This window comes from Paenibacillus sp. PAMC21692, from assembly GCF_014303795.1.
Classification (GTDB): Bacteria; Bacillota; Bacilli; order Paenibacillales; family Paenibacillaceae; genus Pristimantibacillus; species Pristimantibacillus agaridevorans.
The window spans coordinates 2,722,123-2,736,606 of record NZ_CP060293.1 but is presented as its reverse complement, the minus strand read 5'-3'; the positions used below and the strand labels follow the sequence as shown (position 1 = coordinate 2,736,606).

Below are 14,484 nucleotides of genomic sequence, written 5' to 3'. Positions count from 1 at the left end.
CGTAATGCCTATGTACTCAAGCTGCAGGTTGAAGAAAAAAAGGAGGAAGACGAAGCTTCTTCCTCCCGGACATGCTAGCTTACACGAATTGCCGAACTACTCGAGCAGCCAATCGTCCAGAATCATCTGGGCAATCGCGGCAAGTGTTTGAATTGTAATCTCACCCTGGCCTAGTACATCCGCTTTCTCAATATCACTCCAGCTTGGATCATCTTGGGTCACGCCATAATAACGTGCGGTGATGGCCAAATCAGTGATTGTAACAGCTGTAGCGCCAGGCACCAGCGTTACGATTTTGCCTGTGAAGGTCAACAAGGCTTCATCCAGCGAAGTTGCGGCTTGATTCACTTGAGCCTGAGTTGCACTCGCAAGCGTATATACAGCGTTCGCTGCCGCAATCGCGTCATGTAACTCCGCTTTGGAGCCCGTCTCATACAACCCGATCCGGTTGCCTTCCTCCGCTTTGTCGTAACGACTCTGCGCCATAGCCAATTTTCCGGACAAGTCCGTTTTGTCTACCGTAACAACTGGAACGACGGACTGATTAAACGTTGCGATCGAGGCATTCAGAGCTTGCAGTGCCGCGTCCACTTGAGCTTGAGTGGCTTGGATATCTGCGTTCACTGTCGTTGCGGCATCAATAGCGGATTGCAGCGCCGCTTTGGAGCCGACAGCATATTGTCCCGGCAGCGTGCCTTCCGTCGCTTGATCGTGAAGGTGTTGCGTATTGGCAATGGCTGTTGCCAACGCTGCGTTGTCAGCCAGTCGAATATCGAGCGAATAACTTGCTCCGCTTATATCCAGAGATGCAGCCGCGTCGAATAGGGAAACATCAAATTTCTCAAGCGCCACGCTGGTAGTCCCCGGCGTAGCCCCTTCCTTCACCTCTGCATGCATTTTGAATAAGGAGCCATCATCCTGGATCGCGTATTGCTCTCCTTGACTGAACATGATTATCCGAATTTTACCTTGAGCCTCATTGACGGCGCTTGCGACCGAATACTTCGGATTTAGCGGCTCAATCGCTGATTCGGCCAGCGAAGTAGAAGCTCCGTTCGTTATTGTTTCGAATGAAAGTACGTCAGGGTCGTAGTCAACGATAACATCGAGCGCTGTAAAGCTGCCCTCGAGTTCCGATACACCAACGGTCAACTCCAGATCGTTACCTGCCTGCAAGGCTGTATGGCTGCCGATTATGTCGGCCGTCCCTCCAGTCGGAGGTTGCGAGGTTTCATCAATTACTTCTTGTACGAGCAGATAGTCGAAGTTTAATCCGGATGTTACGTTTATCATTCGAATCGTATGAGTTGTTCCCTCTTCAAGATAGAACACAAGATCGTTGTCCTCTACGCCATTAGTGGTTTGCAACACAACGTTGTAGCGATCATTCCATCCCCCCGGACTTTGCGGGTAATGGAAGATGTACTCCTCCCCATCGTTGAGATAAAACTGTCTAACCGAATCAGGTGCATCTGATCCGTACCGCATTCCGATCCGATAGTTCCCCGATTCGGGCACTTCGAACTCCCACTCCAGGAGGTGCCCTGTCTTATCCCATCTCAAGAAAGAACTCCCCTTGGGGTTATTCGTTGTATGCGATGTTCCGTCCCTGAAAGCGACCAATACGGTACCGTTCTCTTCGCGGGTGAAATCCTCGGCTTCAATTAAGATGCCCTGCTCGAGGTCCTCCGCCGTTATCTCGACTTGCTTCACCTTGCTGGTAATAGCTGTTGGCGTTGGCGTTGGTGTCGGCTCTGGCGTTGGTGTCGGCTCTGGCGTCGGTACGATAACGACATTTAATTGACCGATATAAAGATGGGTATTATTCGCATCGTGCAGATGAAGATGCTTGCCCTCCAGCGTTTCTTCGTTGAAAATGCCTTTACGGATCGTAGCGCTTACCTCGTCCGCTGACCAGTTCTGAATATCAAGAATGGTGATCTTATCAGACGCATCGTAGTTAGCATTGTCGGTAATCTCTAGCCGAGCGGCTGACGTCTGATGATTTAGCACCGTCGGCCCGAGATCGCCGAAGTTGTGGGTTCCATCGGTGGAAACGATGAGTTCGGCGCCTTCCACCAAACCGTCCGGCGCGCTCCATCCCAGCTCCGCATCTCCCCCGGATGCGCTCAAAGGATTTATATCTTTATCGATCTTCTCGGTGCTGACTACAATATTGTCGAAGTAGCGATTCTGATCCTGCGGAGATCCGCCGTTCCAGAAGTTCTCGAAAAAGATGGCGTTAATCCCGAACTCGTCATAATTCCCTATCCAGTTCAAACCCACATAACTTGCTTGGAGCGTATTATTGATCCAATATTCGAATACGCCATTCGATTGTCCGGGGTCATTCAGCTTCACATGAACCTCTATACTGTACCATTTCCCGATATTATCCTGACTGTAGATAGGGGTTAGTCCCTTTCTTTGACCCAACCAACGTTGATTCGGACCATCCCCATACTTCGTACTCTTGAGATTGCCTTCCGGGTCTGTACCTGAAACGGGATCCAGGAATAAATATTGGTCTGCGGTACTGCCGGGTTTGGTTTGACCGGCCCACACATAGCCAGCAAACGGCTGAGCCCAATTATGTGCAAGTGACATGATGCGAGACAGCTTGTAACCGCCGCCCCCGATCCAATTCTCCTCATGCTTCAGATACATTCGATAGTAAACTTCTCGTAGAATCTCCCCCTCACGAGAGACAGGAGCTTCATATTCGGTGGGAGTTTTGCCGAATGCGAGCTTCATGCCTCCTGCACCTTCTACTCCTTTTTTAAACATCCCTTTGACGGCGGTTGAGCCTTTCCACCCCATGCCTTCCGTTCGGTTATTCCTTACAAAGTTGAACCCTTCGAAATATTGGCTGCTGCGATCCTCTTCGAAATCATCGCAAAATATCCAAGCCGGATCGGGTTTTTCGCACTCGTTTGCCGGTGCGGTCTTAATCATTTCGGTACCAGGGATATCCGGCAGTTGCATTTCTTCACTGTACTGCCCAAAAGACGTTCCCGAGAAAACCCAAATATTGATGGTCATAAACATCAAAGCCAAACAGAGCGAGATAATGGACAGCTTCTTGACGGATTTATTCAAAATGTTAATCTCCTTTCTACAAATACGCGTATTGTCATACAGTAATACTCCATTTTAGACACTTTCCTCTGACTCCTCTCGTTTTTAGGATTAATCATGTCGCTATACTTGCATGGTCAAGACTGTTCCTGTCCCCCTTTCTTTTTGTATGCCCTTACATTTTTTAGTTTGATTGAATGTCACGCAGATCAACATGCTCCGTTCTTACGAAGTACCACCCGGATTTAAGAATCGGCATTGTCTATAATTAAGCAAGATGCGATACAAGCGATAGCTAACAATTTGTTGAAAAAAGCTCCAACCTTCTGCTTTATGCAGGGCGGGAGCTTTGTAGTGGCCTTATTCGAGCAATCCTCGCGCAAGAACGGGAGCGGTATGCTCTTCTCCGTTCTCGTAACGGAAAACGACCTGATTGTGCAGGTTGATCGTACTGCAAATATGATTGGGGACAATATGCAAAATATCCCCCGTTTGCAAACTGGAAGTTTGGGCGATCGGTCCAAGCTTGAGCATGCCGTGCTCTTCTGAAACTCGTTCGAAGCGGATGTCTTCCCACCCCAGCACGTGACCGTAACCTTCAAGTTGAAGCGGGTTCGACATCGGCTGGATATCCGTAGCGAATGTCTTGCTTCCCCCGTCGATTATGGCAAGATCGGCTGAAGGTCGGCTGATGACCGTGACGCGAACGCATGCTGCCCAATCTTCGGGACCGCATACGCCATAACGAGACTGCATGCGGTCCTGAAATACGTAAGTTCCGGGTCTGATCTCGGTAATGCCAGGTACGTTTGCAGCGTATCTCGCGGTCGGCGTAGAGCCAACGCTAATTTCATCGATTCTGATACCACGCTTGCGTATGCGGCAGGCGAGATCGACCATTAGTCTCCCTTCATCATCTCCTGCCGTCTTAATATCCAGTGTCGGCTTGCCGTCATACATTGCGCCACGATAGGTATATATTCCGTTAAAGCGCAGCGACGGCAGAAGAGATATCTGTTCCGCCATTTCTACGGCATTCCTGTACAAGACGCCGGTTCGGCGCATGCCCGTATCGATTTCAAGTCGGACTTGGATAATCTTTCCCGATTTCGCCGCCGCTTCCGCAAGCAAGCGGGCGGATTCCAAGCTGTCTATGCCGGCTATCAATTGAATTTGAGAAGCGAGTTGCAACAGCCTGTCGATTTTGCCAGGGGAGACGATCGGATAGGCAATGAAGATATCCCCGATTCCATGCCTGGCCATCAATTCCGCCTCCGACAGCTTGGCGACCGTAATGCCGGACGCCCCTGCCATCAATTGCTTGATCGCAATGGATGGCATCTTGTGCGTCTTTACATGCGGCCTTAGTTTGACGCCTGCATTTGTCACCAATTTCGCCATCTTGTTGATGTTGTTTGCCATAATGCCGGCATCAATGACGATATGAGGTGTTTCCAATTTACACGGCTCCTCCTTCGTATAGGATTCACTTCATGATAAGACATGCTTTTTTGCTCTCATTCCTTGCGAAGCTACGAGCATAGAAATATCCTCCTCTGAATGGCTATCGAGGAGGATTATCTCTTAACGATTGCTCAGGCATCGTTTAACGCTTACGGGCCAATGGACGTGTCTAATATAAAGCTGCGAGCTTTTTTGTCGTCCGGGTCTCTAAACCTGAAAAGCGTTAGACCAGAATAGTCACCCGTTGTTTTCCCATCGGATCCTACCGTAAATCGCGCGGCATCAAAAACAACTTGTGTACCCATCTTTAACGGTGGATTAAAACCAAAAACAACACCTATCGAATCAGCGCTAACACTGGTCAGCTCGACCGTAGAAAATTGAATTATATTGGGGTTGTCAGGATGCGAATCCCAATACTCAAGAATTGTTGCATAGCCTGCGGTTTCACTTACGCCATCGCTTGCCTTAAGAGTGACGGCACCCATTTTTATGGCCGTTTCTCCATCGATCCACTCAGGGATGATTGCCTCGACTGAAACAGTGTCCACCGTTGTAGCAGGATACGTTTTTATAACGACTGAGTCAGAAATCGATGCTTCTATTGCTGCAAATTCCGCGGTAAATACTATCTGGCTTGTTTGTCCGGTTTTGCATTGATCGACGCTATCAATCGATGGGGAAGAGCTTTCCTCGAACGTAAAATCTATAAAGTTTAGATATGCATAAATTGACGTATAGGCAGTTGTTATGTCAACGTACCCGCTTGCATTGGCGGAAAACAAAAATGTTATCGGCTCTGCCGGGGGTTTAGCCGTGGCATCGTACCTGTTCGCGGCTCCGCCATTTATAAAATAATCCGTATCCCGTGCCGCCGTATTTGTATGTCCGCAAACAGTCATTGCTCCTTCCTGGCCTGCCGCGAAACCAGAGATACGCAATGTTCCGTTTGCCGTACTTGATCTTGTTATCCACGCATTTCTGTAGGCCCCGACATTGTACCCCCAAGCATCTGCGTCAGCATAAGAAGTGGAACCCGTTGTACCGTGCAAGGGAGCAGCTACCTCCAAAGACAGTCCTGTCGGTATTCCACTCACATCCAATAGATCGGCTATTACTGTGCCAATATTTCTCGGATCATAAGTCCCGGTTGTATTTTGAAATCCGGCCACTAACCCAGCAGATTTATTTTTAAAAGCTATTTTTATTTGTGTCATTCTGCTGCCCTCACTAAAATCCCCGTTGATGGTTGCCGATTACTATTGACGACAATCGCATAAATGTTGTCGGAGATATCCAAATTACCCAGCGTTGAAGCATCAATCACTATACGATTTTCGGTTCTGCTTATTTGCTTTTGAAGCTCAAGCTTGCCTGTCGCAAATGCAATATTGATGTCATCGCTATTGGCCAGCCAGACAGATTCCATGCTGTCATTACCATATATACAATCCAGTCGGCATTCAAAAACCTGATTTGCTCTTGCGTAATACGGCATTAACATATCGGCAAGATATTTACTACGCGGGGGTGTAGCTCTATCAAAAATGTTCGCCACTTTTGCGGGCTTAAAAATGGCAGGGAGTGTTTGAACGCCTTTCTTTCTCCAATCGTTGAAATTTGATTGCTCCGAATCCGACTCCCTGAATTGGAAAAACAGTTCGTTGGTAGCGGAGCTTTTTCTCGCCATAAGTTGGGCGCCATCGAAAACGCCAAGCTCCGAACTGGCCTTGTAATACATAAAAACACGTACCCATTCGCCAGACAGTATGGCTGCCCCGCTTTCATGGGTGCCGTATCCGCTAGAACCGTTAAACCCGACTGACCAAACAAAATCCTGAACCGCTCCACGTGTGGCACCACTCCCTGCCCACTGTGGGGTTGCATACATTAGAGCCTCTGCATTTTCATTTCTAAGCCGAAATATTTTTACTTGGGCATCAGCACCGCCGTAGTTCTCCGTTACCAGCTTTATCATTCCGGTAAAGAAAAACTCGTCGGTAGGCTCATCGAGCGGTATGGAGGAATCGCTACCGGAAGCTAATGTCCCAATATTCGTATTTCCAGCAATTTTAGGCGCTGCAATACATGCGCCATGTTCTCCATAACTATCAACATCTGAATGTTTATACTCATTGCCAAACGCCGGGATGCCAATATTGCCTGAATCACCCTTTAAAAAAAAGGATTGCGATGAATTTTTGGCGCTAAAAAATCCGTCTAAAGTCATCTCGCCATTTAATTCTCCAGAAAATCCAGTTATTGTTGGCATAAATCCATCTTCCGCTTCGGTTGTGTATAGCGGTGATAGACCGTCGGTACGCCGCTCAAGTTTTCCTGTGCCGTAGCTCATACAACACCTCCATCAAAATAATATTTGATGCTGAATGCTCAAGACCGATCGTGCCCTCCTTTTTATGAATGTACTTACATTTTTAGTTTGATAGATTCACTCGCAGATTAACATGCTCCATTTTTACGAAATACCGCCTAAATTTAAGAACCGACATTGTCTATAATTAAGCACGATGCGATACAAGCGATCGTGTACATGAAGTCTACCGTCCTTCCAACAACCGCCTGTGATGCCGCTTGCGATATTGCGATGGCGTACAGCCAACCCACCGTTTAAATTGCCCTGTGAAATGAGAAGCAATCGGCCAGCCGACACGCACGCCCACCTCGGCTACAGACAGCGGGCTGTCTATAAGCAATCGGCAAGCTTCCTTGCTCCTCAGCGCCATGATATATTCCGTTACCGTCCGGCCCGTATCCGCTTTAAACAGATGAGAAATATGGTATTTCGACAGATGCAGCTCATCGGCCAATTGCCCCAAATCGAATGTCTCCGTGTAATGCTCTTCGATCCAACGCAGGATGGCTTCGGTATGAGAAACACCGGTTTGCGTTCTCAAATTCATTGTAATGGAGCGCTGACTGATCTCTAGCTGCAAATAGTGCAGAAGCTGTGTTACAAGGCTCGCATACCGCTCGGGCTTCAAACTTATATTGCTTCCCATATGCTCTTTGTAAAATCGAATATTCGGCTCGATCGGATAACGAGCGAGCATTTCCGGAAACGCCTGTTCCTTCAAATCCCCCTTCCATACATAGGTCAGCATCCGCCCCAGATGATTGTAAGGCTTCAGATACGGATAAATCGCGACGGGATCGAACTCCAGCAAAGATCGGACATACGGGTGCTCTTGCGTATGGATCGCTCGTACATGATGCAGCTGATGAGGCTGAAAGATAAAGACGGCGCCGGGTTGAATAGAATAGACATGTTTCGGCAGCGTTACCGTGCCGCGACCTTCATGAATCATTAATATTTCGATACCCGGATGACTATGGAAGAAACCTTTGTAGTCCGGTTCAGCCTCTGCCAGGAAACGCCCTTGGAACGGATTGGCCTGAAAATCAATCGTCTCCAGCCGTTTCATCTTTTCACCTCGCTTAATCGCAATTCGCTTGTATTTTCGCACAATTGGATAGAATTATTTCGCACTCTGCTTTGGTACGCTTACGAATAATGAATCCAATAAATCAGATAAAGAGGTGCCCCATGTGGACAACAGCAATTGAGGACGCGGTTACGAAAACTCGCAGCAATATGAAACGATTCGGCCAGTTGTACCCCCATGTAAGCAAAAACGATGTCTACTCACTTAACGACAACAACGCATGGACTTCCAGCTTTTGGTCCGGCATGTTGTGGCTTTGCTATGAATACACGAAGGATGCGGATTTCCTCCATGCAGCCCGGTATACGACGGAAAGCTTCCGCGACCGGCTCGCGCAAAAGAAGGCTCTTAATAATCATGATATCGGCTTCTTGTACTCCTTATCCTCGAAAGCGCATTGGATCGTAGAAAAGGATGAATCGGCCAAACAGCTGACGATCGCCGCGGCGGATCTCTTGTTAACGCGCTGGCGTCCGAAGTCCCGGATCATCCAAGCCTGGGGATCTGAAGGCGACGAGGAAAATGGCGGCAGAATCATTATCGATTGCCTGATGAATCTTCCATTGCTTTATTGGGCCGGCGAGACTACAGGAGATCGCCGATACAGCGATGCTGCCGCCGAACATGCGGAGAAAAGCCGCCGTTTCCTCGTTCGCGGCGACGACTCCTCCTATCACACCTTCTACTTCGACCAGGAGACCGGGGATGCGATTCGCGGCGGCACTCATCAGGGATATGCAGACGGCTCTACCTGGACCAGAGGACAAGCATGGGGCATATACGGCTTTGCCTTATCTTATCGTTACACCCGGGATCCTTTGTATCTCGAAACTTCGTTAAGAATGGCCCGCTACTTTCTCGAACGTTTGCCGGAGGACAATGTCGTGTACTGGGACTTTGACGCCCCTGTAAGCGCTGAGACGAAACGCGACAGCTCGGCGTCGGCGATTACAGCTTGCGGATTACTGGAGCTGCTTGAACATATCCCGGCCGATCATCCCGAACGCACTTTTCTGGAGGATGGCATACAACGCTCCATGAAGGGATTGGTACGACATTATGCGACAATCGGCAAACCCGACGCGCAAGGTGTGCTGGAGCGCGGCTCGTACAGCGTCAGAGGCGGAGCGTCGCCGGATGACTACGTGATTTGGGGCGACTATTATTACCTGGAGGCGCTCATGCGCCTAAAACAAGGGCATAAAGGATATTGGTAACTGCCAATCGCACAAAGAACCGTTTCGCTATTGAGACGGTTCTTTGTTCACTCGCCTGCAGGAAGAAACTCTCCTAGTCATGCAGGTACTGGACGGTTTTGCTGGCCTATTGGCCGAATGTATACCGGGAGATTCCCTGCGAGACGGTTTCTCTCACGCGAAACCAATCCGACTCGCCGGAATCGTACAAGATAAAATCCGCCGGCGCCCCCGGCATCAGAGAACCTGCGCCGTCTTGCGCCAAACCGAGCAATTCGGCCGCATGCGTCGAAGCCATCTCAATCGCCTCGCTGACGGAGCCGATTCCGAATCGGGCTATATTGGCCACGCCTTCATTAAGCGCAAGCGCGGACCCGGCAAAGATATCGGGCGATGCCGCAAGGAACAACCTTCCTTCCGCATCCTTTATGACTTCGTTGACTCCATACTCGTAGGTTCCCGGAGGAGCTCCCTCAAGCATGTTGGTATCGCTAACGAGAATCGCCTTGCTCCCTTTCGCCCGAATCATCGATTTGAGCGTGGACGGCGGCAAGTGGAAGCCGTCCGCAATCAAACCTGCCCATAACCTGTCTTCTCCAAGCTGCGCCCATATGTAGTTCGGATGCCGCTTCAGCACGGGATGAGCTCCGTTTCCGAGATGGGTCGACATCGTTGCCCCCGCGTCCACCGCCAACGCGATTTGCTCCTCGGTCGCCCCCGTATGACCAATCGCCGCAATAATGCCGCGTTCCGTCAGCTTGCGAATAAACTCGATCGCCCCTTTACGCTCCGGAGCCACCGTCACCTTCCGCAATCGTCCTTTGGCCGCCTCCTCCCAAGCCAAAAACTCGTTCCAATCCGGATCTCTCATCACCTTGGCGGCATGAGCGCCTCTTGGTCCGTCATCAGCTGACAGATAGGGACCTTCCATATGAATACCGGCTATCGCATAGTCGGTTATCGGATCCGCCTCGCATGCCTGAACCAGTAACGCCAGACGAGATAAGGCCTCTTCTTGCGAGCAACTCGTGACGGTTGGCAAAAAACGGGCTACTCCGCAACTATGCAAATAACGAACGGTCCCGGCAATCGCCTCTGCGGTCGTATATCGCCCGTTGTAATTGACTCCATCAATGCCATTCACTTGCAGATCCATAAGCGCCGGCGCTATCCATACGTCGGCATGATCGTCTTCCGTTTCCTCGACAGAATGAATACGTCCCGACAAGACACTTATCTCAACCGCCCTGCCAGTCTTCCAATGTTTCCCTTTCCAGCTTGGCATCGATGTTCTCCCTCTCGTTTCATGGTGCCGTCTTGCTTAGCTTCGCGCAATCCCGGACGATGACTCGTTGTCCAGAAACAATGTCCAATTTTTGTGTTGTTTGAGAATAGATGCCGGGATCACCGGCGTTACGCCCGGCTCTAGAGCAAGCCGGATCGCACCCGCTTTAACCCCATGCGGTACGCAGGAAATAATATGCTCCGCCTTCATGATTTGTTGCACCGACATGGAAATCGCTTGATTCGGGACGTCGCCGAGAGACGCGAACCAGCCTTCTCTAACCTGCTGCAGCTTGCAATTGTCATCCAGATTAACGATCAAATACGGATCCGTCGTTTCAAAATCGGCTGGCGGATCGTTAAAGGCGATGTGCGCATTTTCTCCGATTCCGATCAAGGCCAGGTCGATGTCCGCCCTCGCGATTTCTTCGGCAAGCTGCCGGATATGCGATTCCGGTTCCAGCTCGCCGTTAACGAAATGCACCTTGCCTATGCCGACCCGTTCGACGAATCGTTCCTGCAAATACTTCCGGAAGCTGGCCGCGTGAGCGACGGGCAACCCGATATATTCATCGAGATGAAACATCTCCACTTTGGACCAATCGATGGACTGCCGAACAAAGGATTCGAAAAACTCGAATTGGGACGCGCCTGTCGACAGTACGATTCTGACCTTTCCGTTCTCCTTTATTTTTCCATTCATAATGTTGGATGCCTCTTTAGCAGCCGCTTCGCCTAGTTCATCCGCGGAATTGAAGATCCGTATGTTCAATTTGTCACATTCCTCTCTTGTTTCATTGGCATTCGTTCTGTTTCTCGTTTACTCTGTTTGACTCCATTTCCTCAAGTCGGGGAGATCAAAGTAATGCAGCATGCCCGGCAGCACAATACTTAAAATATCTTTTGGGTCGTACTGTTTGCTTTCCACCCAGGAGGCAATGCTGTCTAACGCGTCTTCCCATTCCCATGCGGGGAAATCCGATCTTATCGCGGATGCCAATTGAACATAGAAGCCATGTCTCCCCGACGCATATAATTGAAGATGATTGCCGTCAATGCCGGGTAGAGCGGCTGCAGCCTCCACCGCCCGGATCACATCATACGTTCTTAATGCCGCAAGACTGTCGCCAAGCCAAAAAAAATCGGTTGTCAGCTTATGCATAATCTCGTAAAAATCGAGCGGGTCTTTGCCGTCGATCAGATGCGGCTGCAAAGGACCCGATCCCGTCGTATCCAGCACAATAACGCTTCGGCCGGACTGGCAGGTTCGACTAATCCAATCCCAATGCCGCTGCAACTGATGCGTACCGCCATCCCAAACCGCAAGCGTGGCGGGGATCCGCTCTTCCCCCCGGCCAAGCTCCTTAAACACAAGCCCGTGGTTGAATATTCCCTCCTGCGACCACCAAATGGCATTATAGAAATCCAGCTCTCCCACCGTATCCCGCTGCATAAAACATCTTGGCCGGAACGGGACCGGTTTTCTTCCGTCGTAGATTCTTTCTTCCAGCCATTGCAAGCCGGTTTCCTTTAAGGAAACAGCTGCTTCTCTATTCGCGCGAAGCAGCTGCGACCTGTCTGCAATTTCGTCGTGAACAGCTCTTGCGGGAACCTCCAAGCCTGATTCGCTCATCACTTGTCCCGAGCTCATGCACAACAGCTGCGAGACTTCCGGATTTTCGTCCGAGGGAGCAACAACGAATGCGGCCCGTCTTCCGCCCAGATGACGCATAAAAAACTCCGCGGCGGCGGCTGCCAAAGCCGGCGTATACGAATGAACCGCCTCATCTACGAACATCTGAATTTGTTCTTCCTTGCCGTGCATCTCCCAGAACCGCTTCACCCGATCAAATGTGCGCAGCGTGCCTTCAATAGGAAAAAAATCGTAAGAAACGGCCAATACAAGCAGAGGTTTAGGCGCAATCGCCAGCAATATATCTTCATGATCGAAGCCAAAAGCCGTGAAGCCCGGCCATATTTGCTCCGCATCCTGACATCTTCCCGCATACATAAACGATTGACGGCTCATAACGAACGTGGCCGGGGCCGCGGCGGCGATGCGCGAATCCGCCATCATCACCATGGCCGTCTGCGTTCCGCCGCCCGAATTGCCGGTGACTCCGATGCGCCCCGCATCCACATCCGCTCTTGTTATCAAATAATCGATTGCCCGCATCGCATCGTGGACAAAATACCGCGCCAGGCTATCCCCGAGCGGGAGACATTGGCTGCCCAAATAATCATGTTCCCTTACGCCGATTCCGATAAAGGAACCTCCGTTGCCGTCGGCATGCTGCACGCGTTCGCCTTGACCGATCGGATCCATGGCCAGAACGACAAGTCCGGCCCTGACCAATTGGCGGCATACGGACTGGTATTCCTCCGCTTGTTTGGCCTCGTCGTGATGGCCGCATAAAAATAAAACCGCCGGCCCCGGTCCGCTGGTCTCGTCCGGGACGTACACGTTGCATGTCGCCCATATACCGGGACGCGATTGAAATACAACCTTCTGGATCTGATATCCTTGCCGCTGCAGAACGCCGCATACTTTGGGCAATAGAGGCGAGTCGGATGGCGGCAGCCCACCGATGCATTGCAGAAACCGTTCGCGGATTTCGGTTTGCCTGGTCTTTAACTCCGCGACCGTTTCAATCAAATCCCGTTGTTCGTCCCCTGCGCGGAAGGCTTGCTCCGACCGCTCGTACACATGGCGCTTCCATTGTTCCTTGACTTGATAGATCCGCAGACGATACGATTCCAGCTCCGAGATCAACACGTTCCGGCTCCCCCCCAGAAGGTCGCCGATTCGCACGGGACTATGGTCCGCAATCGACCGATTGGCGGCGTAGCCCAGACATAACGACATCGCTCCTGCCCAGGAATCCGCCTGTTGTCCCAATGGATCGGGCTGGTCCGGCACAAACAGCATGCGCTGAAGCTTGACATCGCTGCCGCCATGCCCGCCGTCCAGCTTCTTGACTCGATAAATCTGGCTATTGCCTCTATGGTCGTAAATACGAAGCTGCTGGAACGGTTCGCTCGCGCGTTCGCCGCTCGTATAAACCCCGGCTTCCATCCGCCCCTTCGTCCCGTGAATCACCGCGCGCCAGCCTTCGTACGAGCTGTAGGCGATCAACGAATAATTTAAGGTGACGGCGTCTCCGTACCTGACATTCAACGACATCGAGTCATAAATCGTAATGTCGTCGCCGAACACGCATTGGTCGCGGACGTAACCGTCATCCTTTTCCGCTCCAAGATAATAAGAATTGGCAAACTCGTCGCTTTCCATATCGAAATAAAATTCGCAGGTTGATTGGTAGTCGCAAGTCAAACAACGTGCTCCTCGCTCCTCCCGCGTCGCACCATAGAACGCCCTGCGGCCGTAAGCGAATACTTCTTCCGGCTCCTTGCCCAGCCACCAGTTGACCAAGTCGAAGTGATGCGTCGATTTATGAACCAGCAGTCCTCCGCTGTTCTCCATCCTTCTGTGCCATCTGCGGTAATAATCGGCTCCATGGCTGTGATCCAGATTCCACTCGAAGTGAATATGCGTAACTTCTCCGATCGCTCCCTGGATCAGAAGTTCCTTGATTTTGACGTTATAGGGATTAAAGCGCGCGTTAAAGGTGACGCTTACCTTTTTCCCCGTTCTCCGCTCGGCTTCCATAATGGCGCGGCATTTGTCCGCATCGATCGTCATCGGTTTTTCGGTTATGCAGTCGAATCCGGCTTCGAGCGATCGAATAATATATTCATGATGCGTGCTGTCCACGGTAGCAACAATAACGACGTCCGGCCTGGAGCCGGACAGCATCGCGTCGAACGAATCATAGACGGGCACTCCCCCGCATTCTTTGCCGAGCAGATTCGCCCTAGTGGAATTCGTATCATAGATCCCGACCAGCTTTGCAGTCGCTTGCCACTGAAAGGCAATAGGCTTTGCAAACATATAGCGAGCTCTGGCCCCGGCCCCTACGATTGCATACCTTTTCATA

9 protein-coding genes are annotated in these 14,484 nt (G+C 50.7%); 1 reads left to right on the top strand and 8 read right to left on the bottom strand.

Features of this window, described 5'->3' with window-relative positions; genetic code table 11:
- Window positions 1-96 precede the first annotated feature (96 nt).
- The 5 genes from H7F31_RS10775 to H7F31_RS10755 form a co-directional block, all read right to left on the bottom strand.
- Window positions 97-3,099 carry a cohesin domain-containing protein gene (locus H7F31_RS10775; protein ID WP_187104162.1) on the bottom strand — a complete coding sequence of 1,001 codons (3,003 nt, stop codon included), beginning with the start codon at window positions 3,097-3,099 and terminating at the stop codon, window positions 97-99.
- A 339-nt stretch (window positions 3,100-3,438) separates the two neighbouring features.
- The gene (locus H7F31_RS10770) at window positions 3,439-4,536 is read right to left on the bottom strand and encodes an alanine racemase (RefSeq protein ID WP_261800373.1); all 1,098 of its coding nucleotides are present in this window, start codon (window positions 4,534-4,536) and stop codon (window positions 3,439-3,441) included.
- A gap of 155 nt (window positions 4,537-4,691) precedes the next feature.
- Complete coding sequence (locus tag H7F31_RS10765) at window positions 4,692-5,759, bottom strand: hypothetical protein (RefSeq protein ID WP_187104161.1); 1,068 nt, start codon at window positions 5,757-5,759, stop codon at window positions 4,692-4,694.
- Entirely contained in the window at window positions 5,756-6,895 is a 1,140-nt protein-coding gene (locus H7F31_RS10760; RefSeq protein ID WP_187104160.1) for a hypothetical protein, read from the bottom strand. The genes H7F31_RS10765 and H7F31_RS10760 overlap by 4 nt, the downstream gene beginning before the upstream one ends.
- A 205-nt stretch (window positions 6,896-7,100) precedes the next feature.
- Window positions 7,101-7,985, bottom strand: coding sequence for an AraC family transcriptional regulator (locus tag H7F31_RS10755; protein ID WP_187104159.1), 885 nt, complete (start codon window positions 7,983-7,985; stop codon window positions 7,101-7,103).
- A 122-nt stretch (window positions 7,986-8,107) separates the two neighbouring features.
- Between H7F31_RS10755 and H7F31_RS10750 the strand changes: the two genes are divergently transcribed.
- On the top strand, window positions 8,108-9,223 hold the full coding sequence (locus tag H7F31_RS10750; RefSeq protein WP_187104158.1) for a glycoside hydrolase family 88 protein: 1,116 nt from the start codon (window positions 8,108-8,110) through the stop codon (window positions 9,221-9,223).
- A 106-nt stretch (window positions 9,224-9,329) separates the two neighbouring features.
- Here the strand turns inward: H7F31_RS10750 and H7F31_RS10745 are convergent, their stop codons facing one another.
- Genes H7F31_RS10745 through H7F31_RS10735 form a run of 3 tightly spaced genes read right to left on the bottom strand, consistent with a single transcriptional unit; the run spans window position 9,330 to window position 14,483 of the window.
- The gene (locus tag H7F31_RS10745) at window positions 9,330-10,487 is read right to left on the bottom strand and encodes an N-acetylglucosamine-6-phosphate deacetylase (RefSeq protein ID WP_187104157.1); all 1,158 of its coding nucleotides are present in this window, start codon (window positions 10,485-10,487) and stop codon (window positions 9,330-9,332) included.
- Window positions 10,488-10,523: 36 nt separating this feature from the next.
- Window positions 10,524-11,258, bottom strand: a complete 735-nt coding sequence (locus tag H7F31_RS10740; protein WP_187104156.1) for a glucosamine-6-phosphate deaminase — start codon at window positions 11,256-11,258, stop codon at window positions 10,524-10,526.
- A gap of 48 nt (window positions 11,259-11,306) precedes the next feature.
- Window positions 11,307-14,483, bottom strand: a complete 3,177-nt coding sequence (locus H7F31_RS10735) for a Gfo/Idh/MocA family oxidoreductase (RefSeq protein WP_187104155.1) — start codon at window positions 14,481-14,483, stop codon at window positions 11,307-11,309.
- Window position 14,484: the final 1 nt, after the last annotated feature.

Coding starts and splice junctions, on each gene's coding strand:
- H7F31_RS10765 (WP_187104161.1), bottom strand. CDS start 5,759: ATGACACAAATAAAAATAGCTTTTAAAAATAAATCTGCTGGGTTAGTG.
- H7F31_RS10760 (WP_187104160.1), bottom strand. CDS start 6,895: ATGAGCTACGGCACAGGAAAACTTGAGCGGCGTACCGACGGTCTATCA.
- H7F31_RS10755 (WP_187104159.1), bottom strand. CDS start 7,985: ATGAAACGGCTGGAGACGATTGATTTTCAGGCCAATCCGTTCCAAGGG.
- H7F31_RS10750 (WP_187104158.1), top strand. CDS start 8,108: ATGTGGACAACAGCAATTGAGGACGCGGTTACGAAAACTCGCAGCAAT.
- H7F31_RS10745 (WP_187104157.1), bottom strand. CDS start 10,487: ATGCCAAGCTGGAAAGGGAAACATTGGAAGACTGGCAGGGCGGTTGAG.
- H7F31_RS10735 (WP_187104155.1), bottom strand. CDS start 14,483: ATGAAAAGGTATGCAATCGTAGGGGCCGGGGCCAGAGCTCGCTATATG.